The organism is Streptomyces nitrosporeus (assembly GCF_008704555.1).
In the GTDB taxonomy this organism is placed as follows: domain Bacteria; phylum Actinomycetota; class Actinomycetes; order Streptomycetales; family Streptomycetaceae; genus Streptomyces; species Streptomyces nitrosporeus.
In genome coordinates this window covers 2078814-2100774 of the sequence record NZ_CP023702.1, presented here as the reverse complement: position 1 = coordinate 2100774, position 21961 = coordinate 2078814, and the positions used below count along the sequence as shown (strand labels likewise).

The 21961-nt window shown below is 71.0% G+C and carries 18 protein-coding genes and 5 tRNA genes; 14 read left to right on the top strand and 9 right to left on the bottom strand.

Going from position 1 to position 21961, the window contains the following annotated elements; translation table 11 throughout:
- Nucleotides 1-263: 263 nt before the first annotated feature.
- The 3 genes from CP967_RS09055 to CP967_RS09045 all read left to right on the top strand — a co-directional run bounded on the left by CP967_RS09055 (nt 264) and on the right by CP967_RS09045 (nt 2445).
- Nucleotides 264-788, top strand: coding sequence for a hypothetical protein (locus CP967_RS09055; RefSeq protein ID WP_150487471.1), 525 nt, complete (start codon nt 264-266; stop codon nt 786-788).
- 330 nt (nt 789-1118) lie between these two features.
- Entirely contained in the window at nt 1119-2072 is a 954-nt protein-coding gene (locus CP967_RS09050) for an aldo/keto reductase (RefSeq protein ID WP_190174982.1), read from the top strand.
- Nucleotides 2073-2094: 22 nt separating this feature from the next.
- Nucleotides 2095-2445: a MerR family transcriptional regulator gene (locus CP967_RS09045; protein ID WP_150487469.1), complete on the top strand. Its 351-nt coding sequence runs from the start codon at nt 2095-2097 to the stop codon at nt 2443-2445.
- Between the two features lie 231 nt (nt 2446-2676).
- Here the strand turns inward: CP967_RS09045 and CP967_RS09040 are convergent, their stop codons facing one another.
- On the bottom strand, nt 2677-3996 hold the full coding sequence (locus CP967_RS09040) for an amidohydrolase family protein (RefSeq protein ID WP_150487468.1): 1320 nt from the start codon (nt 3994-3996) through the stop codon (nt 2677-2679).
- 609 nt (nt 3997-4605) lie between these two features.
- On the opposite strand from CP967_RS09040, the gene CP967_RS09035 reads away from it, so the two are divergent.
- Both CP967_RS09035 and CP967_RS09030 read left to right on the top strand, forming a co-directional pair.
- Nucleotides 4606-6189 carry an acyl-CoA carboxylase subunit beta gene (locus CP967_RS09035; RefSeq protein ID WP_150487467.1) on the top strand — a complete coding sequence of 528 codons (1584 nt, stop codon included), beginning with the start codon at nt 4606-4608 and terminating at the stop codon, nt 6187-6189.
- A 62-nt stretch (nt 6190-6251) separates the two neighbouring features.
- Complete coding sequence (locus CP967_RS09030) at nt 6252-6455, top strand: acyl-CoA carboxylase subunit epsilon (RefSeq protein WP_150487466.1); 204 nt, start codon at nt 6252-6254, stop codon at nt 6453-6455.
- Between the two features lie 117 nt (nt 6456-6572).
- Here the strand turns inward: CP967_RS09030 and CP967_RS09025 are convergent, their stop codons facing one another.
- From CP967_RS09025 to CP967_RS08990, 8 genes are all read right to left on the bottom strand, one after another.
- Nucleotides 6573-7154 carry a GTP-binding protein gene (locus CP967_RS09025; protein WP_014048542.1) on the bottom strand — a complete coding sequence of 194 codons (582 nt, stop codon included), beginning with the start codon at nt 7152-7154 and terminating at the stop codon, nt 6573-6575.
- Nucleotides 7135-7971: a DUF742 domain-containing protein gene (locus CP967_RS09020; protein ID WP_150487465.1), complete on the bottom strand. Its 837-nt coding sequence runs from the start codon at nt 7969-7971 to the stop codon at nt 7135-7137. The genes CP967_RS09025 and CP967_RS09020 overlap by 20 nt, the downstream gene beginning before the upstream one ends.
- 89 nt (nt 7972-8060) lie before the next feature.
- Nucleotides 8061-8474 carry a roadblock/LC7 domain-containing protein gene (locus CP967_RS09015; protein WP_005311461.1) on the bottom strand — a complete coding sequence of 138 codons (414 nt, stop codon included), beginning with the start codon at nt 8472-8474 and terminating at the stop codon, nt 8061-8063.
- 10 nt (nt 8475-8484) lie between these two features.
- The gene (locus CP967_RS09010; protein ID WP_150487464.1) at nt 8485-11763 is read right to left on the bottom strand and encodes a sensor histidine kinase; all 3279 of its coding nucleotides are present in this window, start codon (nt 11761-11763) and stop codon (nt 8485-8487) included.
- Between the two features lie 348 nt (nt 11764-12111).
- Nucleotides 12112-12693, bottom strand: coding sequence for a GTP-binding protein (locus CP967_RS09005; protein ID WP_150487463.1), 582 nt, complete (start codon nt 12691-12693; stop codon nt 12112-12114).
- Nucleotides 12674-13081, bottom strand: a complete 408-nt coding sequence (locus CP967_RS09000; protein ID WP_150487462.1) for a DUF742 domain-containing protein — start codon at nt 13079-13081, stop codon at nt 12674-12676. Before CP967_RS09000 ends, CP967_RS09005 begins: the two co-directional genes overlap by 20 nt.
- A 134-nt stretch (nt 13082-13215) precedes the next feature.
- A complete protein-coding gene (locus CP967_RS08995; RefSeq protein WP_019992295.1) occupies nt 13216-13629 on the bottom strand; it encodes a roadblock/LC7 domain-containing protein in 414 nt (137 codons plus the stop codon).
- 9 nt (nt 13630-13638) lie between these two features.
- Complete coding sequence (locus tag CP967_RS08990; RefSeq protein ID WP_150487461.1) at nt 13639-17415, bottom strand: sensor histidine kinase; 3777 nt, start codon at nt 17413-17415, stop codon at nt 13639-13641.
- Nucleotides 17416-17993: 578 nt separating this feature from the next.
- Here CP967_RS08990 and CP967_RS08985 point away from each other — a divergent pair.
- From CP967_RS08985 to CP967_RS08945, 9 genes are all read left to right on the top strand, one after another.
- The gene (locus CP967_RS08985; protein WP_150487460.1) at nt 17994-18188 is read left to right on the top strand and encodes a hypothetical protein; all 195 of its coding nucleotides are present in this window, start codon (nt 17994-17996) and stop codon (nt 18186-18188) included.
- An 80-nt stretch (nt 18189-18268) separates the two neighbouring features.
- Complete coding sequence (locus CP967_RS08980) at nt 18269-19054, top strand: fumarylacetoacetate hydrolase family protein (RefSeq protein ID WP_150487459.1); 786 nt, start codon at nt 18269-18271, stop codon at nt 19052-19054.
- A complete protein-coding gene (gene gltX / locus CP967_RS08975) occupies nt 19047-20519 on the top strand; it encodes a glutamate--tRNA ligase (RefSeq protein WP_150487458.1) in 1473 nt (490 codons plus the stop codon). The genes CP967_RS08980 and gltX overlap by 8 nt, the downstream gene beginning before the upstream one ends.
- Nucleotides 20520-20624: 105 nt before the next feature.
- Entirely contained in the window at nt 20625-21344 is a 720-nt protein-coding gene (locus CP967_RS08970; RefSeq protein WP_150487457.1) for an HAD family hydrolase, read from the top strand.
- A gap of 85 nt (nt 21345-21429) precedes the next feature.
- Nucleotides 21430-21501 (top strand) — tRNA-Gln (locus CP967_RS08965).
- 27 nt (nt 21502-21528) lie between these two features.
- Nucleotides 21529-21601, top strand: a tRNA-Glu gene (locus CP967_RS08960).
- Between the two features lie 85 nt (nt 21602-21686).
- A tRNA-Glu gene (locus CP967_RS08955) sits at nt 21687-21759 on the top strand.
- Nucleotides 21760-21771: 12 nt separating this feature from the next.
- Nucleotides 21772-21843, top strand: a tRNA-Gln gene (locus tag CP967_RS08950).
- A 27-nt stretch (nt 21844-21870) separates the two neighbouring features.
- Nucleotides 21871-21943: transfer RNA gene (locus CP967_RS08945), tRNA-Glu, on the top strand.
- Nucleotides 21944-21961 lie beyond the last annotated feature (18 nt).

Sequence of the window (21961 nt, the reverse complement as noted above, 5' to 3'; positions counted from 1 at the left end):
CCTCGGGGGACGCGTACGGGGTGGCGTACAGGCGGGTGGCCGTCGAAACGGTGTCGTCGAAGTTCTTGTTTAACCTTCAACGACTTCGACTGTAGAGCAATGTGGTTCAACGTTCAACATTGCCGTGGAAGATTTTTCCCGGCAGGCGGCCGGGAGGGTCCACGCCCCCTGGTGGACGCGCGTGGAACCGGGCAGTATCTGCGTGCCCGGCCCGCGTGGCGGCCCGGCTCCCCCAATTGTCATGTTCAGGAGGAAATCCCCCCATGGCGAACCGCACCAGGCTCCGCTCCGTCCTGACCGCCCTCGCCCTCGTCCTCGGCGCGCTCTTCGTACCCGGCACCGGCGTACTCGGCAGCGGCGCGAGCGAGGCCCACGCCGTCACCAAACTGACCCACTCCCAGGCCACCGCCCGCTTCAGCTCCTCCGGGATCACCTGGTCCTCGTCCGGCGGCTGCTCCAACCGGAACGTCGCCACCTGCACCTCCTTCGACCAGCTCAACCTGGCCACCGCCCAGGGGGCCCAGACGCTGAAGAGCGCCACGGGCTGCGCCCTCAACATCACCGGCGGCACCGAGACCGGGCACGCGAGCGGCACCTACTCCCACTGGAACGGCTACAAGCTGGACTTCGGCAAGAGCACCTGCCTGACCAGCTACGTGAAGAGCGCGTTCACCTACATCGGTACGCGCGGCGACGGCGCCGCCCAGTACAGGTCCGGTTCCGGCAACGTCTACGCGGACGAGGGCAACCACTGGGACGTCACGTACTACAACTGCGGCGGCTGCTGACCCGCGCCGCCCTCGCGGACCGCGCCGCGACGACGCGTACGAGGACGGGCACCCTCGCCCTTCACCGGGACCCGGCGTCCGGCGCGGTGAGCCGCTTCGCCCGGGCGGGGGCCGCTGGGGCCGTCGTACCCTCGCTCATCCCCCGGCCCGGCCACGAGAGCACCGACGCGCGCCGGGCGTTCCAGGTGTTCACCGCGGAGGTGCCCCGCAGCGGTTCCAGGGCTCCGCCGGTCTCGTCGTCCGCGACGGACGCCGTCGGCCGGCCCCCGCCGAACGTCCCAGAACTTCTCCCCGGGCGCACTTGATCTGGAGCGCGCTCCAGATCCGATGATGAGGGGCATGGACACCGACATCACTGACCCCCAGATCGTCCTCGGGACGATGGACTTCGGCACCCGCGTCGACCCGGACGAGGCTTTCGCGATCCTCGATTCCTTCGTCGGCGGAGGTGGCGTCTGGCTCGACACCGCGAACTGCTACTCCTTCTGGGTCGATCCGAGTGGCACCGGCGGTGCCAGCGAGCGTGTCATCGGCGCGTGGCTCCGCGCCCGCCCCGGCGCGCGCGACGCGGTGCGGATCGCGACGAAGGTCCGGCAGAACCCGCTCGTCCCGCACTCCTGGCCACAGAGCGCCGAAGGGCTTTCCGCCCCTGCCGTACGGACTGGTGTCGAGGGAAGCCTGGAGCGTCTCGGAGTCGATCACGTCGATCTCCTCTGGGCTCACGCCGAGGACCGCACCGTGCCGCTGGAGGAGACCGTCGGTGCCTTCGGCGAGCTGGTCGCGAAGGGAACGGCTCTCCGGGTCGGGGCGGCGAACCACGCCGCCTGGCGCGTCGAGCGCGCCCGGTCACTCGCCCGGGAGCAGGGCGTGGAACCGTGGACGGCCCTGCAACTGCGCCACTCACTCGTCCAGCCGCGCCCGCTCACCCCCCTCGCGGAGAGCGGCCATCGCCTGCTCACCGACGAGGATCTTGACTTCGCTCGGTCGGAGGGGCTCACCACCTGGTCGTACAGCTCGCTGATGTGGGGTTCCTACGTGCGCGCGGACAAGCCGCTTCCGCAGACTTATGATCACCCTGGTACCACCCGGGTGCTCTCGGTCCTGGACGACGTGGCCGATGAGCTGACGGCCACGAGGAACCAGATCGTCCTTGCATGGCTGATGCGCCGGGGGATCGACCCCATCGTCGGCGTGAGCCGGGTGGAGCAGATCGAGGAGGCACTCGCCGCACGCCGTGTGCGCCTCGATGACGAGCACCTGGCGCGCTTCGCCGAAGCGCGGTAGCGACGGTCGGACAAGGAGCCCTGTGACCACCCGCCTCACCCCGGCAGCAGTGGCCGACCGCACCGGTGTGTCCCTCGACACACTGCGCTACTACGAGCGCGAAGGGCTCATCGGCCCTATCCGGCGCTCCACCGGCGGGCGCCGGGAGTACACCGAGGACGATCTCTTCTGGATCGGCCTGGTCACGTGCTTTCGCGACGCCGGCCTCGGCATCGCGGATTTGCGGGGATTCGTCGCCATCCTGCGCGCCGAGCACTCTGCGCAGGACCGGGTCGCCTTCCTCCGCGAGCGCCGCGCCGCCCTGGAGCAGCGAGTGGCGGCGCTGCGCCGGGCCCTGGAGGTCCTCGACGACAAGATCGCCTACTACAGCTGAGCGCAGAGGGCCCCGCACTCAGCTCGCACCCTGTCCACCACACGCCCTCCGAAGCCGGCGGCACACCGTCCGTGCCCTCGCTCGGGCGGACAGCCGGACACACGGACGGCATTCCCCGCCGATCGCCCCAGCCCGCTTGCCCGGCGCCCGTGCCGGGCAAGCGGGCTGGGGGGCGTCCGTCTGCGGCGGCCCGGGGCCCGGTGGCGGAAAGGCGCGCGGGCCCGGCCGGGGTCAGGGGCAGAGCGGCGGCAGGGCGCCGCCCAGTACCCCGGCCCGGTCGACGGCCGTCCGGCCCTCCTTCACCACCGCGAGGATGTGCGCCGGATCGCCCAGCGCCGCGAGGTCCCTCAGCGGATCGACGTCCGTGACCACCAGGTCGGCGGCCTTGCCGGCCTCCAGGGTGCCGGTCACGTCGCCGACCCCGCACAGCCGGGCCGCCCCGCTCGTCCCCGCGACCAGGGCGTCCATGGGGGCCATTCCGCCGATGGAGACCAGCAGCCCCAGCTCTTCGAGGTTGTGCCCGTGGGCGACCGCCAGACCGCTGTCGGTACCCATCGCGATCCTGACGCCGGCACCGACCGACCGGGCCACCGACTCCTGGGCGACCCGGTGCCAGCGCACCCCCTTCTCGTACGCCTTTGGCGAGGTGCGCGCCGGATCGAGGTCCTGGGTCGTCTCCAGGAGGGTGGGCACCAGGTACTGGCCCCGGTCCACCATCTCGGCCCGCAGTTCGTCGTCCAGCGCGTACCCGTGCTCGACGCTGTCGACCCCGCAGCGCACGGCGGCCTCGATACCGGGCCGCCCGATGGCATGGGCGGCGACCGGCAGACCGCCGTAGGCCTCCGCCTCCTCCACGGCCGCCCGGACCATCTCGTGCCGCAGCCCCAGCCACTCCGGCCGGTCGTGCGGGGAGGCGAGACCGCCGCTGGTGGCCAGCTTCACGCAGTCCGCGCCCACGGCGACCAGGTCACGCACCCTGGCCCGCATCTCGTCGACCGAGTTCACCAGGCCGGGCGGGCTCTGCGGGAAGGCGACGGCGAGGGCCAGCCCGTCGATCCCCCCGGCCAGCGTGAAGTCCGCGTGCCCCGCCCGCTGGCTCAGCATCGCCACCGCGACCAGCAGCCTCGGCCCGGGGATCCTGCGCTCCGCCACCGCCTGCCGGAACCCCGCGTCCAGCCCCATCAGGTCCCGGGCGGTGGTGACCCCGTTCTCCAGGGTGACCCGCAACCGCTCCAGCACCTTCAGGGTCCGGTAGCTCGGCAGCTCGTACAGGCCGAGGACCGGGCTGGCGCCGGGGCCCGGCAGCGCGAAATGGACATGGGCGTCGACGAACCCGGGGCACACCGTCCGCCCGCCGAGGTCCACCCGCGTCACGGGCCCCTGGGCCGGGGCGAGTTCCGCCCCGGGGCCCGCCCACCGGACCGTCTCCCCCTCGATCAGCAGAGCGGCGTCGGGCACCGGCTCGCGGCCGCTCCCGTCGATCAGCCGCAGGTGGTGGAGGAGGACCGGGCCGCCCGGCCCGGAGGGGCGCGATTCGTCGAAAGGGGACATCCGCCCACGATCCGTCGCCCCGGCCCCGGGCGCAGGCCGGGGCGGTCCGCACGGGGGAGCGGTGCGCGGGAGCCCCGGAGGGCGGACCCCGGGTCCGCCGCGAGGGCTCGTCGCGAGGGCCCGGGTCCGTGCCCGGCCGGTCCGTGCCGGGAGCCGGTGCGCACCGGGGACGGCCGGGGCCGGGGACGGGGGCGACGGGGCGCGGGCCGGGCGCGGACAGGACCCGGGCGGGGCGCGGGAGGAGTGCGGCTCGGGTGGACGTCCGGGAGCCGGACGCCCCGGATGCGCTACGGTGCCGGGGGCCCCGCTCCGCGGAGGGACGCGGTGCGGCTGGCCCCTTCGCCGTTCACCCCGTGGTGGCCTCCGCGTGGCCCGCTGTTCCGGTGCCGCCGTCCGCCGCCCCGGTACATCGGCGGCGTGGCGCGACGGCATCGATGTGCTCCAGATCACATATATGACTTTGTATGGTTCTCACAAGCCGGGCGCCCTTCGCGCTGGCAGATGGACTGCATGGTGCGGAGTATCTGTCAGGTGCCACCAGGAAACCGGGCGGGAGACTGTGCGGAGTGGACGGCGAGAAGAACGGGTCCGCGTCCGTAAGGTCGATCCATGACCGTTGTGGACGAAATCCCGGGCGAGCCGAGCGACACGCGTGGCCGGGTGGCCGAACTGCTGACGCTGCGTGAGGCGGCCCGTCGTGGACCGAGCGACCGGGCGACCGAGGCGCAGCACGCCAAAGGCAAGCTGACGGCCCGTGAACGCATCGAGCTGCTGCTGGACCCGGGTTCGTTCAAGGAGGTCGAGCAGCTGCGCCGGCACCGGGCGACCGGCTTCGGCCTGGAGGCCAAGAAGCCCTACACCGACGGTGTCATCACCGGCTGGGGCACGGTCGACGGCCGCACGGTCTTCGTCTACGCGCACGACTTCCGGATCTTCGGGGGCGCGCTGGGCGAGGCCCACGCCACCAAGATCCACAAGATCATGGACATGGCCATCTCGGCCGGTGCGCCGCTGGTCTCGCTGAACGACGGCGCCGGCGCCCGTATCCAGGAAGGCGTGAGCGCCCTCGCCGGCTACGGCGGCATCTTCCAGCGCAACACCCGCGCCTCCGGCGTCATCCCGCAGATCAGCGTGATGCTCGGCCCGTGCGCGGGCGGCGCGGCCTACAGCCCGGCCCTCACCGACTTCGTGTTCATGGTCCGTGAGACCTCGCAGATGTTCATCACCGGACCGGACGTCGTCAAGGCCGTCACCGGCGAGGAGATCACCCAGAACGGACTCGGCGGCGCCGACGTCCACGCCGAGACCTCCGGCGTCGCGCACTTCGCGTACGACGACGAGGAGACCTGCATCGCCGAGGTCCGCTACCTGCTCGGGATGCTGCCCTCCAACAACCGGGAGAACCCGCCGGCCGCCCCGAGCGACGACCCGGCCGACCGGCGTGGCGACGTCCTGCTGGACCTGGTCCCCGCCGACGGCAACCGCCCGTACGACATGCACAAGGTCATCGAGGAGCTCGTCGACGACGGCGACTTCCTGGAGGTCCACGAGCGCTGGGCCCGCAACATCGTCTGCGCCCTGGCCCGGCTCGACGGCCAGGTCGTCGGCATCGTGGCCAACCAGCCGCAGTCCCTGGCCGGGGTCCTGGACATCGAGGCGTCCGAGAAGGCCGCCCGGTTCGTCCAGATGTGTGACGCCTTCAACATCCCGATCATCACTCTGCTGGACGTACCCGGCTTCCTGCCCGGGGTCGACCAGGAGCACGGTGGGATCATCCGGCACGGCGCCAAACTCCTGTACGCCTACTGCAACGCCACCGTGCCGAGGATCTCCCTGATCCTGCGCAAGGCCTACGGAGGCGCGTACATCGTCATGGACAGCCAGTCCATCGGCGCCGACCTCACCTACGCCTGGCCCACCAACGAGATCGCCGTGATGGGGGCCGAGGGCGCCGCCAACGTCATCTTCCGCCGTCAGATCGCGGACGCCGAGGACCCCGAGGCCATGCGGGCCCGCATGGTCAAGGAGTACAAGGCCGAACTGATGCACCCCTACTACGCGGCGGAGCGCGGACTGGTCGACGACGTCATCGACCCGGCCGAGACCCGCGAGGTGCTGATCGCCTCGCTCGCGATGCTCCGCAACAAGCACGCCGACCTGCCGTCCCGCAAGCACGGCAACCCCCCGCAGTAGTCCGGGAGACCGCGGCGACCCCGCCGCCCCCGCGACCCCTGCCCCAGAAGACGGAGACACCCATGACCGCCACTTCCGCCGAGTCCGTGCTGCGCGTCGAGAAGGGCCAGGCCGGCCCCGAGGAACTCGCCGCCATCACCGCGGTCCTGCTCGCCCGCGCCGCCGCCGGCACCGAGGCCCCCGCCCGCCGCGGCCGCTCCACCGCCGGCTGGCGCCGGCTGGAGCGCACGCCCGGCTTCCGCGCCCCGCACAGCTGGCAGGGCTGACCCCCGGGGCCCCGGCCGGCCCCGAGGACGGACACCGGGGCGCGCCCGCCCCGCACGAAGGCCCCGTACCCCTCCCGCCGGGAGGAGTACGGGGCCTTCGCCGTGCGGCGGAGCCTCTCAGCGCAGCCGGGCCATCAGCGCGTGCTCGACCAGGGTGATCAGCGCGCTCTTGGCGTCGGCGCGGTGTCGCGCGTCCGTGGTCAGGATCGGGGTGTCGGGGCCGATCTGGAGGGCTTCGCGGACTTCGTCGGGGGTGTAGGGCTGGTGTCCGTCGAAGCCGTTGAGGGCGATGACGAAGGGGAGGCCGCTGTTCTCGAAGTAGTCGACGGCGGGGAAGCAGTCGGCGAGGCGGCGGGTGTCGACGAGGACGACGGCGCCGATGGCGCCGCGGACCAGGTCGTCCCACATGAACCAGAAGCGGTCCTGTCCGGGGGTGCCGAACAGGTAGAGGATCAGGTCCTGGTCCAGGGTGATGCGGCCGAAGTCCATGGCCACCGTGGTGGTGGTCTTGTCCCCGGTGTGGGTCAGGTCGTCGATGCCCGCGGACGCGGACGTCATCACGGCTTCGGTGCGCAGCGGGTTGATCTCCGAAACGGCACCGACGAACGTGGTCTTACCCACGCCGAAGCCCCCTGCCACCACGATCTTCGCCGAGGTAGTGGAGCGGGCCGCTCCGCCGCTAGAGCTTGCGAAGTCCACTGAGCACCCTTTCGAGCAGTGTCACATCTGGCTGGCCGCCGGCGGTCTCGTCGCCGCCGGGCTGATGGATAGCGACGAGTCCGGCCTCGGCCAGGTCGGCGACGAGGATCCGGGCAACGCCGAGGGGGATCGAGAGCAGGGCCGACACCTCGGCCACCGACTTGATCTCGATGCAGAGCCGGCAGATCCGCTGGTGCTCGGGCAACTGCCCTTGCAGCCTGGCCGGATCGGCCGTGGTGCTGACCAGCGCCTCGATGGCGAGCTGGTAACGCGGCCGGGTCCGGCCGCCGGTCATGGCATAGGGACGGACCAGCGGATTGTGCGCCGCGGGCGCTGCCGGTCCGGGCGCCTGCCGCTGGACCGGCTGGACACGCGCCGGGGGTGTGTCGTACCGCGGCCCGCCGTGCTGCTGGTTCTGCGGCGGGACGCCCGGCTGCCGCCACCCGCTCCCGGGCTGCTGATGGGGCTGCTCGGGCCGGCGCTGCGGCCAGTCGTCACCCCGCCCGTGCTGCGGCTGCCGCCGGCCGGCCTCCTGGTACTGACCGCCCTGGTACTGACCGCCCTGGTACTGACCGCCCTGGTACTGGCCGTCCTGGTACTGACCGCCTTGGTACTGGCCGTCCTGGTACTGACCGCCCTGATGCTGCCCGCCCTGATGCTGCTGCGGGTAGGACGGGGGGTAGGGCTGGTACGGCTGATACGGGTCCTCGGGACCCTGTCTGCCGGGCGTGGAGGGGGTGTCGAAACGGCTGCCGTCCTGCTCACCCGGAATGCGCTGACCACCCTCGTAAGGGTGCCCGCCGATGGGTGCTGCCACGTTTCCTCCTCCAACTGCCGGTCGCCGCCCCAGTGGCGCCGCGTCACCGCACCTTATGGCGCGGTGACGAGAAACGCACTGTCTGTCTGTTAGTTAAGAAGACTGCCCTGCAGTTCGGCACGGAGATCCGGAGTGAGGACACTTCCCGCGCGGTCCACAAGAAGTGCCATTTCGTACCCAACCAGACCGATATCGGCCTCGGGGTGGGCAAGAACGGCCAGAGAGGAACCGTCGGAGATGGACATGATGAAGAGGAACCCTCGCTCCATCTCCACAACTGTCTGATTGACGGCGCCGCCCTCGAAGATCCGGGAGGCACCCGCGGTCAGCGACGTCAGGCCGGAGGCCACGGCCGCCAGCTGGTCGGCGCGGTCGCGTGGGAAACCTTCGGACATCGCCAGCAGGAGTCCGTCGGCGGAGACCACCACCGTGTGCGACACCCCGGGGGTGTTGTCCACGAAGTTGGTGATCAACCAGTTCAGATTCTGCGCCGCCTGGCTCATCGGGCTCACACTAACGCTCCTGGTTGTAGGTAGTACTTGTGTCCGACCCCGCGGTACGTCCCCGCTGCACGCCGCGGCGCAGGTTGCTCAACCTGCCCCTGACGTCCTCGGGGGCGCGGGAGACCTGTGGGCCGTCCTGCTGGGTCTGCTCCGCCGCCCCCTCGACCAGATTGGCCTTGGGCACACGCCGGGGAAGACCGGACGGGGTGATACCGCCCGCCTTCGGCTCCCGGAGCTGCTCGGCCCGCTCCCAGCGTTCGTCGTTGGCCGAACGCCACTCGTCGGGACCGCTCCCGTCCGGACCGGCGGACTCCTGCGCCTGCGGGTCCCGCTGCTGCGCCGGTGCCGGTGCGGCAGGCTGATCGTTTCCGCGGCCGGCGGGCTGCCAGTGCTGCTGACCGCCCCGGCGCGGGAGCCCCGCGTCCGTCAGATCGTGGCCGGCGTTCGCGACCGGACCCGACGCGTCGAAGCCTACGCCGCCGGGCTGCTCCGGGGGAGCGCTCTGCGGGGATTCCGCTTCGGGCTGCGCCTGCGGCTCGTAACCGCCCTGGTAGCCGCCCTGGTCCGCCCAGCCGTCCTGCCGGGGCAGGCCGGCGGGGGCCGCGAACCCGTCGGCGTACGGCGCCGGCTGCTGCTCGGCGGGCGCGTAGGCGCCTTCCGCATAGCCGTTCGGCGCCTGCTCCGGCTGTCCGCCGTGCTGGGGGTGCGGGAGCTGCTGCTGCGGGGGCTGCTGCTGCGGGTAGGCGCCCTCGGCGGCGTACTGCTGCCCGTAGCCGCCCTCGTAACCGGGCTGGGCGTAACCCTGCTGCTCCTGCGGGGCGTACTGCTCCGGGGCGTAACCCTCGGGCCGGTACTGCCCGTCCTGGTACTGCCCCTGGCCGAACTGCCCCTGCGGGTAGGCCTGCCCGTCGTGCCCGGGGGCCTGCTGCGGCTCGTGCCGCTCCCCGCCGGTGGCCTGCGCCTCCAGCGCGGCCCGCCGCTCCTCACGCTGCAACGACCGGTTGACCGGGTCGAGCTGCGGGGAGTCCGCCGCCGGAGCCTCGTAGCGCGAGTCGTCGAAGCCGAGCTCCGCCGCCGTACGCATCGGGGTCTGCTGCGAGCCCGCGTCGAAGGCGGGCGCCTGACGCTCGGGGATGATCGAGGAGACCGTGAAGTCGCTCTCCTGGGCGGCCTCGCCACCGCCACCGTGGGTGATGGCGTCGGGAAGCATGACCAGCGAGGTGGTCCCCGCCTGCTCGCCCGACGGGCGCAGCTGGACACGGATGCCGTGCCGGTCGGACAGCCGGCCGACCACGAACAGGCCCATGCGCTGGGAGACCGCGGCGTCCACCGTCGGCGGGTTCGCCAGCTTGTGGTTGATGTCGGCGAAGTCCTCGGCGGTGAGGCCGATGCCCTTGTCGTGGATCTCGATCATCACCCGGCCGTCGGGCAGCCGGGTCGCGGTGACCCGCACCTTGGTCTGCGGCGAGGAGAAGGTGGTGGCGTTCTCCAGCAGCTCGGCCAGCAGGTGCACGAGGTCGGTCACGGCCTGGCCGTGGATCTCGCTCTCCGGCACCCCGGTGAGCTCGATGCGCTCGTAGGACTCCACCTCCGAGGAGGCGGCACGCAGCACGTCCACCAGCGGGACCGGCTGGTTCCAGCGCCGGCCGGGCTCCTCGCCCGCGAGGACCAGGAGGTTCTCGCCGTTGCGGCGCATACGCGTGGCCAGGTGGTCCAGCTTGAAGAGCGAGGACAGCTGGTCCGGGTCGGCCTCGTTGTTCTCCAGGTCGGTGATGAGGGTCAGCTGGCCCTCGATGAGCGACTGGTTGCGGCGCGAGAGGTTGGTGAAGATCGCGTTGACGTTGCCCCGCAGCATGGCCTGCTCGGAGGCGAGCCGGACGGCCTCGCGGTGCACCTGGTCGAAGGCGCGGGCGACCTCGCCGATCTCGTCCTGCGAGTTGATCGGGATCGGCTGCACCCGGGTGTCCACCCGGCCGGGCTCGGTACGCGAGAGCTGGTCGACCAGCATCGGCAGCCGCTGCTCGGCGATACCGAACGCGGCGGTGCGCAGCCGGCGCATCGAGCGGCTCATCTGGCGGGCCATGAGCCCGGCGATGACGAAGGCGGCCAGCAGAGCGACGACCACGATCGCGGCGTTGGTGATCGCGGCGTTGCGGGCGTCGGCGGAGATCTCGGCGGCCTCGTTCACCGCCTTGTCGACCAGCTCGTTCTCGACCGTGGTGTAAGCGTCGAACTTGGCGGTGGCGGCGGCCATCCAGGTCTCCGGGGTGATCCCCTTCGCCTTCAGCTCCGCGGGGGACTTCCCCTGGCCGATCTGCTGGGCCATGCCGTCGAAGACCGAACCGTCGATGCTCGGCGGCATCACGAACGGCTTGCCGGCCGCCTCGGCCTCGGCCTGGGCGGCCTTCAGCTCCCGGGCGCCCTCGGCGGCCTTCTCGGCCATGACCTCCTTGAGGCGGGCCGTGTCGGCCTCCGTGCCACCGGAGGTGAACTCACCGAGGGCGATCTGCTCCAGGTAGTTGTACGAGCTGAACGCGGTGACCTGGTCCTTGAACTTGCCGTCCTCCTGGCTCGGACGCACCAGCAGGTGCATGCCGATCGAGCGCTGAAGCGATTCAGCGGCCTTGGACAGTTCGATCGCGTAGACGGTACGGCCGTAGCTCGTGATGTTCCCGGTGCCCAGACCGAGCTCGTTGGAGAACTCCATCAGGGAGTGCTGGACCTTGGTGTAGCCCTCCTCGGTCTTCACCGGGTCCGCCGCCGCCGTATAAGCGATCTTGCGCAGCTCCGGGAGAAGGGGCTCCTCCGCCTCGAACAGCTTCAGACGGCGGTGCAGGCCCTCCTTGTCCGGCATGCTTTTGACGGCGTTGTCGAACTTGACGGCGGCCGAGTCCGTGACGGCGCGCACCCGCTCGATCTCCTCGGCGGTGCGCTTGTTGGAGAGCAGGGGCTGGGCGGTGAGGTCGCGCTCGTTCAGCAGCGCCTGCCCGTACTCCGCCGCGGCGCGTACGACCAGCGCCGTCCTCTCGGCCTCCTGGGCCTCGCTCCAGGTGTCGACCGAGCCCTTCACCTGGAAACCGCCCATGACCAGGCCGACCAGGGCGGGGATCAGGAGGATCGCGTTCAGCCGGGTGGGCACACGCCAGTTGCGCGGGGACATCCGGCTGCTGCGCTCACCTGCGGGTTCCGCCGCGTCGGACGTGTCCGTGGGCGATATCGCCGCACGCGACGGAGGGGTGAAGTTGCCCCGCTCCGGCTGCGCCGCGGAGCCCTCGTTGCTTCGCCTCACTCGACCAACAACCTCTCGGCGCCGGCACCAACCTTGTGCCGGATTATTCGTTCAGGGCCGTACTACTCGGTAGTCGTGGCATTGCAGCACGCGGAGCGGCCCCGTTCCAAACAGTCGGATTGTGTGAACCGGCGTGGCGAACGCCGCACGTAAAACGGGCATAAAGAGCGAGCCCCGTCAAAAGGCGGGACTCAGGTGAGCGCAGCGGCACCGGTCGGATGCGTCGGGTATCGGCGTGAGCCCAATTCTCTGTCGAAATGTTATGAAGGCGGAGGCGGAGCGTGTCAAACGACACAGACCGCCTCCGCCTCGCCACGACAACTTCCGTGGAACGCTTTTGACTTGGTCCTACTTCAGCCGGGCCATCAGCGCGTGCTCGACCAGGGTGATCAGGCCGCTCTTGGCGTCGGCGCGGTGTCGCGCGTCCGTCGTGATGATCGGGGTGTCGGGGCCGATCTGGAGGGCTTCGCGGACTTCGTCGGGGGTGTAGGGCTGGTGTCCGTCGAAGCCGTTGAGGGCGATGACGAAGGGGAGGCCGCTGTTCTCGAAGTAGTCGACGGCGGGGAAGCAGTCGGCGAGGCGGCGGGTGTCGACGAGGACGACGGCGCCGATGGCGCCGCGGACCAGGTCGTCCCACATGAACCAGAAGCGGTCCTGTCCGGGGGTGCCGAACAGGTAGAGGATCAGGTCCTGGTCCAGGGTGATGCGGCCGAAGTCCATGGCCACCGTGGTGGTGGTCTTGTCCCCGGTGTGGGTCAGGTCGTCGATGCCCGCGGACGCGGACGTCATCACGGCTTCGGTGCGCAGCGGGTTGATCTCCGAAACGGCACCGACGAACGTGGTCTTACCCACGCCGAAGCCCCCTGCCACCACGATCTTCGCCGAGGTGGTGGCACGGCTCGTCCCGCCGCTAGAGCTTGCGAAGTCCACTGAGCACCCTTTCGAGCAGTGTCACATCCGGCGCGCCGCCGGCCTCTCCGTTGCCCGGCTGGTGGATGGCCACCATGCCGGCTTCCGCCAGGTCCGCCACCAGGATCCTGGCCACACCCAGCGGCATGGTCAGCAGGGCCGACACCTCGGCCACCGACTTGACCTCGCGGCAGAGGTGGCAGATCCGCTGGTGCTCGGGGAGCAGTGTCCCGAGGTGCGCGGGGTCAGCCGTGGTGCTGACCAGCGCCTCTATGGCGAGCTGGTAACGCGGCCGGGTCCGGCCGCCGGTCATGGCATAGGGACGGACCAGCGGCTGGTCGCCTTCACCGTCGTACGACGCGTGGTGCAGTGCGCCGTACGGATCAGGTGAGGCGGGTGGCGGGGTCATGAGTCCTCCGGGCGTGACAGCAGGATGTCGCCTTGCGGTCGGGAAGGGCCGGTGGGGGGTCTGTGGCGGCCGGACGGGTGAGGGTTTCGGGTAGTACCTGGGCGGATCGTGTCAGGTCTTTGCCGCATGGCCGCCTAGTGGAGCAGACTGCCTTGCAGCTCGGCACGGAGGTCGGGGGTGAGGACGGTTCCGGCGCGGTCGACGAGAAGGGCCATCTCGTATCCGACCAGACCGATGTCCGCCTCCGGGTGGGCGAGGACGGCCAGGGACGACCCGTCCGAGATGGACATGAGGAAGAGGAAGCCCCGCTCCATCTCCACGACCGTCTGGCTCACCGCGCCGCCTTCGAAGATCCGGGAGGCACCCGCGGTCAGCGACGTCAGGCCGGAGGCCACGGCCGCCAGCTGGTCGGCGCGGTCGCGCGGGAAACCTTCGGACATCGCCAGCAGCAGGCCATCGGCGGAGACCACCACCGTGTGCGACACCCCGGGGGTGTTGTCCACGAAATTGGTGATCAGCCAGTTCAGATTCTGTGCGGCCTGACTCATCGGGCTCAACTAACGCTCCTGCTGGTGAGTGGGGCCGAGAGGGAAACTGCCGGTCGACGGGCCGTTGTTGGCCTGCCGCCCCTGCTGGATGCCCCGGCGGAGATTGGTCAGACGGCCGCGTACGTCGTCGGGCGCACGCGAGACCTGGGGTCCGGATGAATGATTCTGCTGCTGAGCGGTGCCCGGAACCAAATTGGCACGTGGGACACGCCGGGGCAGCCCCGACGTCGTGATGCCGCCGGCCGCGGGCTTCTTGACCCGTTCGGCCTGCCGCACGATCTCGTCGTTGGGCGAGGTGCGCCACGAACTCGTGGGCCCGGAATCCGCCGCACCGGAGCGCGGTGCGGGCTGGGCCTGCGGAGCCGGGGACCCCGGGGCGTCCGCTGCCTGCGGTTCGGCGGACGGCGCCTGACCGCCCTGCTGCGGACCGTGGAACCAGTTGGTCTCCAGCGTGTCGTACAGCGGGGTGCGTCCGTCACCCGGGCCCGCCGGCGGAAGCGCCTCGGGCTGCTGGGGCAGCGCGGGGCGGCGCGGCGGCTCGGCCATGGCCGGCGGCCTCGGCGCGCCGAAGTCCGCGTCGTCCCGCTGACGGGGAGCCGGCATCTGCGGGCCCCGGGCGCCGAAGCCCTGGTCCTGCGGCGCGGGTGCGCCGAAAACCTGGTCCTGCGGCGCGGGTGCGCCGAAGCCCTGGTCCTGCGGCGCGGGCGCGCCGAAGTCGGGCCGCGGGAACTGCGCGGTGCTCGCCGGGTCGGCGTCCTGGGGCACCTGCGGGGCCTGGGGAGCCTGCTGCGGGGCCGAGAAGTCCGGACGGGCGAACTCGGCGGTGGCGCCCGGGCCCTGACGGTCCTCCAGGGGCTGGCGCCGGGCCGGCGCGCCGAAGGACGGGTCCGGGGAGAACGGCTGGCCGGGGGAGGACGGCCGGCCCGGGGCGAAACCGCCCGGTCCGCCCGCCCGGCCGGAGCCCGGCTCCTCGTGGCCGCGCGGGGCGTCCAGCGGAGTACGCCCCGGGGCGCCCTGCTGCTCGACACCCCAGCTCGTCGTCTGCGGATGCTGCGGCTGCGGGTTGCCACCGGGCAGTTCGGCCCGCGGGCCGCCCGCCGGAAGCCGCCGGGCCGGACCGCCGGGCTGCTGGAAGCCGCCCTGGTCGCCCGGGCCGCCCTGGTTGCCGTGCTGGGCCTGCTGCGGCTGCGGGGCCTGCCGCGCGCCCTGGCTGCCGAGACCGCCCCGGCCCGGTCCGCCGTGGCCGAAGAGGTTCGGGCCGGCGGTGTCGGGGCCCGCGGACGGGCCCTGGGCGCCCGCGCCCTGCCGGGCGTTGCCGAAGGCGCCGGCGAGTCCGCCGCCCTGGCGGGGCGCGTCGCCGCTTCCCTGACCGGGAACGGCCGGACCCTGCGGGCCGCCGGGGCCCTGCTGCGGCTGGCGGGGCCCGCCGTCCCGCGAGGGCAGCGCCGCCCGGGGACCCGAACCCGCGCCGACCTGGCCGCGCTGGGGGCCGCCGGCCAGCCCCTTGGCGGGAGCCGCCGCGGTACCGGCGAGGCCGGCACGCTGACCGGCGGCCGGCTGGCCGCCGGGGCCTCCGGCGGGCTGCTGGCCCTGCTTGGAGGGCGGCTGCTTGCCCCCGTGCGCGACCTCCATGGGCAGCATGACCAGTGCGGTCGTGCCGCCGGAGTCCGAGGGACGCAGCTGGATCCGGATGCCGTGACGCAGGGAGAGCCGGCCGACCACGAACAGACCCATGCGGCGGGAGACGGAGACGTCCACCGTGGGAGGCGAGGCCAGCCGCTCGTTGATCGCGGCGAGGTCCTCGGGGGAGAGGCCGATACCGGTGTCGTGGATCTCCACCAGCACGCGGCCGTCGGGCAGCGCGTGACCGGTGACCCGGACCTTGGTCTGCGGCGAGGAGAACGAGGTCGCGTTCTCCAGCAGCTCGGCGAGGAGGTGCACGAGGTCGTTGACCACACGGCCGGCCACGTCGGTGGCGGGCACCGCGGCCAGTTCGATGCGCTCGTACTGCTCCACCTCGGAGGCGGCGGCACGGAGCACGTCGACCAGCGGCACGGGGCGGGTCCACCGGCGGCCGGGCTCCTCGCCCGCGAGGACGAGGAGGTTCTCGCCGTTACGGCGCATACGGGTCGCGAGGTGGTCCAGCTTGAAGAGCGAGGACAGCTGGTCCGGGTCGGCCTCGCGCGACTCCAGCTCGGAGATCAGCGAGAGCTGACGCTGGATCAGGCCCTGGGAGCGGCGCGAGAGGTTGGTGAACATCGCGTTGACGTTGCCCCGCAGCAGAGCCTGGTCGGCGGCGAGGCGGACCGCCTCGCGGTGCACGTCGTCGAAGGCCGCGGCCACCTGGCCGATCTCGTCCCGGGAGTGCAGACCGACCGACTCCACCGAGGTGTCGACGTCCTGCGGGTCCGACTCGGAGAGCTGCTTGACGAGCTCGGGCAGCCGGTCCTGGGCGACCCGGGTCGCGGTGTCCTGGAGCCGCCGCAGCGAGCGGATCATGGACCGCGCCACGACGAAGGCGCCGACCAGCGACACACCGAGGACGATGAGGATCACGGCACCGTTGAGGATCGCCTCACGCTGCGAGCTCTCGCGGAGCTCGCGGGCCTTGGTCTCCATCTCGCTGAGGAGCGTCTCCTCGATGGTCTTCATGGCCTGGATCTTGTTGGAGCTCTGGTCGTACCAGTCCATGTACGTCCGCGTGCTCTTGCCCTCCAGACCCAGCGGGCTGTCGAGCACCTTCTTCGCGTACATGTCGGCGGCGGTGATCTCGGGGTTGCCGTTCTCCAGCGACGCCATGAGCTCGGCGGAGCTGTTCCCCGTGGTCTCGTACGTCGTCTCGAAGGTCTGCTTGGACTGCGATTCCTTCAGGAGCGCGTTACGCCCGAACGCCTGGTCGTTGTCGTTCAGTTCGCCCTTGCGGCTGTCGCTGCCGGGCAGCGCGGCCGCGATGACGGCGCGCTGGACCGAGGCGTACTCCTTCGCCGACGAGAACGCCGCCAGGGCACGGGTCCGCTTGATCATGTCCGGGCTGCTGGTCGCCTGCGCCATGTCCTGCGAGAGGCTCAGCAGCGAGGTGATCAGCTGGCTGTACCGGTCGATCGTGTTGAGGCTGGGCGCGCCCTTGACGTAGGCGTCCTTGCGGATGCTGGCCAGGTCGCCGAGCTGGTTGCTGATCTGGCTGACGCTCGCGTGGATGCTGTCCAGCGCCTCGTCACCGGGGCTGTTGTCGATCTGGTTGGTGGCGTCGAGGAACGTCTCCTTGGCCCGGTCGGTCCGCTTGCGGGGCTCGGTGACCTTGTAATCGGTCGCCTTGCCGCCGTTCGCCAGCGGTCCGGCGGACTGGTCGCGCTCGTTCTGGAGCGCGTTGGCCAGGAGGGTCGCCTGCTTGGTCATCTCGGTGAGCAGCTGCATGTGCTCCAACTGGTCCATGTCGTTCATGGACTCGTTGATGCGCAGACCGCCCAGCGTGGTCGCCGCGACCACGGGGAGGGCGAGCAGGGACACCAGGCGCGTGCTGATGCGCCAGTTACGCAGAGCGATACGTGAACCGGCTCCGGAGGGTCCCGCGGGCTTGGACGCCGGTGTCTCGGCGTCCCCGGCCGGCTTGGTGGACTCGCCGTTGTCGCCGGCCGCGTCCGGTCCCTGCTTCTGGGCGTGCTGGGCGTGCTGGGCGGAGGGGCCGCGGTCGTTCACGCCGCGCGGCTCCTGATCCGCCGGAGCTTCCCCTCGGCCCTGGCGGGGCTGGGGAGACCCCGTGCCATCCCTCTTGAAACGTCCCTGCACTAGCGTCGCAACCTCTGGACCAGGCGTCCCTCCGCCTGCGGCGTCGGGACGGTGTCGGCGTCGTGGGGCGCTGGACGCGCCCCATGGTGGTCGTGAGTGACCGGCGTACTTCCCCCTCCCGCCGCCACTCGGCGCTGCGTTGCGCCCCTGCGCGCTGGGCCTGGAACCCGCGGCGGTGCGTGGAATTCCAGCACAGTGGCGGATCTCCAACAAGGCCCGTGTGCCGGGCTGTGACCTGGGTGACGCGGTGTGACGGGCGGGTGACAAGCCGTGCAGAGTTACGTGGTCAAAACGGGTGAAAAAGGGTGAGTCCCCGGAGGGCTTCAGGTGTCCCAGACGACATGATCGGGAGCGGAATGGCGGATTCAGTCAGCCATTGTCCTTTTTGTCATACGTGATCAACAATCCGAAATGATCCATTTGTCGGCAAGTTCGTGAGCAAACTCACACGATGATCGTCGTCTCATCGAGGCTTCCGCGGGGAATCGGATGTTTAGCCTGGCGCTTTACAGGGATAGCGAATCCGACCACCGGCGCCCCTTCGCGCGGCGCCCGAACGACAAGGGCCCCCACGGCAGATGAACACCACGACCCCCTCCCGCAGCACCGCCAACCCCCGGCGCACCCGGCTGGCGCACCTCTCCGACGCCACCACCCTGCGACTGCCGGAACAGCGGGAGAACACCGTGGAACTGCCCGGCCGGACGGCCAACCCGCGCCGCACCGTCCTGATGAAGGCCCCCGCCCCGGCCCCCGCTCCCGCCGCCGGCTGAAGCGGACGCCGCCCCCGGCCGAAGCGCTAGCCTGGAGCGTCAGTCTTCAGCCAGCCAGCAAGTGAGGGGCGACAGCACCCGTGCGCATCGCCAGGTTCTCCATCGACGGCAATGTGGCCTTCGGTGCGGTCGAGGGCGAAGGGACCATCGAGTCCGGTGCCCTCGTCCTCGACATCATCAAGGGCATCCCGTACACGGACTTCGAACTCTCCGGGACCAAGGTCCCGCTGAACAAGGTCCGGCTGCTGCCCCCCGTACTCCCCAACAAGGTCGTGGCCATCGGCCGCAACTACGCGGAGCACGCCGCCGAGATGGGCAACGAGGTCCCGGACGTCCCGGTCACCTTCTTCAAGCCCACCACCTCCGTGATCGGCTCGGGCGACGCCATCGAGTACCCCGCCTTCTCCCAGGAGCTGCACCACGAGGCCGAGCTGGCCGTGGTGATCGGCCGTATGTGCCGCGAGGTCCCGCGTGAGCGCGTCAGGGACGTCGTCCTCGGCTACACGTGCGCCAACGACGTCACCGCCCGCGACGTCCAGCGACGCGAACCGCAGTGGGCCCGTGCCAAGGGCTTCGACACCTCCTGCCCGCTCGGGCCCTGGGTGGAGACCGACCTCGACCCCGGCGACCTGACCATCCAGGCCACGGTCAACGGCGAACAACGCCAGCTGGGCCGTACGAGCGACATGGTCCGTTCCGTCGAGGACCTGGTCGTCCACATCACGGAGGCCATGACGCTCCTCCCGGGCGATGTGATCCTCACCGGGACCCCCGCAGGAGTCGGACCCCTGCACGCCGGCGACGAAGTCGCCGTCACCATCGAAGGCATCGGCACTCTCACCAACAAGGTGATCAAGCGTGGTTAACGCACCCGTCCGTGTACGTTTCTGTCCCTCCCCGACCGGCAACCCCCACGTCGGCCTGGTCCGCACCGCCCTGTTCAACTGGGCCTTCGCCCGGCACCACCAGGGCACCCTGGTTTTCCGTATCGAGGACACCGACGCGGCCCGCGACTCCGAGGAGTCCTACGAGCAGCTGCTCGACTCGATGCGCTGGCTCGGACTCGACTGGGACGAGGGCCCGGAGGTCGGCGGACCGCACGCCCCCTACCGCCAGTCGCAGCGGATGGACCTCTACAAGGACGTCGCCGCCAAGCTGCTGGACGCCGGGTACGCGTACCACTGCTACTGCACCACCGAGGAGCTCGACGCCCGCCGCGACGCCGCCCGCGCCGCCGGCAGGCCCTCGGGGTACGACGGGCACTGCCGCGACCTGAGCGACGCGGAGAAGGCCGCGTACGAGGCCGGGGGCCGCACCTCGATCGTCCGCTTCCGGATGCCCGACGAGGCGATCACCTTCACCGACCTGGTCCGCGGCGACATCACCGTCCAGCCGGAGAACGTCCCGGACTACGGCATCGTCCGCGCCAACGGTGCCCCGCTCTACACGCTGGTCAACCCGGTCGACGACGCGCTGATGGAGATCACCCACGTCCTGCGCGGCGAGGACCTGCTCTCCTCCACCCCGCGCCAGATCGCCCTCTACCGCGCGCTCATCGAGCTGGGCGTCGCCAAGGAGATCCCCGCCTTCGGGCACCTGCCGTACGTCATGGGCGAGGGCAACAAGAAGCTCTCCAAGCGCGACCCGCAGGCATCCCTCAACCTCTACCGCGAGCGGGGCTTCCTGCCCGAGGGGCTGCTCAACTACCTCTCGCTGCTGGGCTGGTCGATCGCCGAGGACCGCGACATCTTCTCCCGCGACGAGCTGGTCGCCGCCTTCGACATCGCCGACGTCAACGCCAACCCGGCGCGCTTCGACCTGAAGAAGTGCGAGCACATCAACGCCGAGCACCTGCGCGCGATGGACGTCAAGGCGTTCACCGAGGCGTGCGGCCCCTGGCTGAAGGCGCCGTTCGCCCCGTGGGCGCCCGAGGCATTCGACGCGGAGCGGTTCGCCGAGATCGCCCCGCACGCGCAGACCCGGGTGACGGTCCTCTCCGACATCACGGCCAACGTGGACTTCCTCTTCCTGGACGAGCCGGTCGAGGACGAGGCGTCCTGGAACAAGGCCATGAAGGAGGGCTCCGACGACCTGCTCGTCACCGCCCGCGCCGAGCTGATCGCCGCCGACTGGAACGCCGACGCCCTCAAGGCGGCCGTCCTGGCCGCCGGCGAGAAGCACGGCCTGAAGCTGGGCAAGGCCCAGGCCCCGGTCCGCGTCGCCGTCACCGGCCGCACGGTCGGCCTGCCGCTCTTCGAGTCCCTGGAGATCCTGGGCCGCGAGAGGACGATCGCCCGTATCGACGCGGCGCTGGCGAAGCTGGCCGCGTAACACGGCGTACGCACACGGACACCGGAGGCCGGGGCACCCGTTGGGGGGCGCCCCGGCCTCCGGTCTTCCCTCCGCGGGGCCCGGGGGAGGGGTAGGTTCGGTCCCATGACGATCCGCGCGGTGCTGTGGGACATCGACGACACGATCTTCGACTACTCGGGAGCCGACCGGATCGGCATGCGCGAGCACCTCAGGACCGAGGGCCTGCCCCCGGGGCACACCTCCCTGGAGCGGGCCCTGGACGCCTGGAAAGCGATCACGGACGCGCAGTGGGCGCGCTTCGCCGCCGGGGAGCTCGACTTCCAGGGCCAGCGCAGGGAGCGCGTACGCGCCTTCCTGGGGCGCCCGGTGAGCGACGCCGAGGCCGACGGCTGGTTCGGGCGCCACGCCGAGCGCTACGAGGCCGCCTGGGCCCTCTTCCCGGACGTCCTGCCGGTGCTGGACCGGCTCGCGGGGGGCTTCCGGCACGCCGTCCTGTCGAACTCCAGCATCCACAACCAGGACCGCAAGCTGCGCGCGCTCGGCGTACGGGACCGCTTCGAGGCGGTGGTGTGCGCCGTCGAACTGGGCGTCGCCAAGCCGGCCGCGGCGGCCTTCCACGCGGCGTGCGAGGCCATCGCGCTCGACCCGCACGAGGTGGCGTACGTCGGCAACGAGCCGGACATCGACGCGGGCGGGGCCGTGGCGGCGGGGCTCACCGGGATCTGGCTGGACCGCGAGGGACAGGGCGGACGGCCCGAACTGGCGCGCATCGGGAGCCTGGACGAACTGCCCGGCCTGCTGGCGGGCGATACCCGTTTTGGAGCGCCGGACACCTTCAGGTAATGTTCTTCCTGCGCCGCCCGAGCGGGCCGAAAGATCCGGCCGGGAAGCGCAGACAGAAACAAGACCCCTCGGGGTTGAGTTTCAGTGGGCTATGGTGTAATTGGCAACACTACGGTTTCTGGTACCGTCATTCTAGGTTCGAGTCCTGGTAGCCCAGCGCAGTACCGCACGATTGAAGTAACAAGCCCCCGTTGTGTAGCGGCCTAGCACGCTGCCCTCTCACGGCAGTAGCGCCGGTTCGAATCCGGTCGGGGGTACAGATCCTTCCTGTGGGAACATCCGGGTCGCACCCATGTTCACGCGGTGAAACCATCCGGCTCCCGCCGGATGAGGATCGCTAGGGCCCCCGTTGTGTAGCGGCCTAGCACGCTGCCCTCTCACGGCAGTAGCGCCGGTTCGAATCCGGTCGGGGGTACTTGCAACACCATGGGCTATGGTGTAATTGGCAACACTACGGTTTCTGGTACCGTCATTCTAGGTTCGAGTCCTGGTAGCCCAGCGCAGTACCGCACGATTGAAGTAACAAGCCCCCGTTGTGTAGCGGCCTAGCACGCTGCCCTCTCACGGCAGTAGCGCCGGTTCGAATCCGGTCGGGGGTACAGAGCAGGACAGAAGGG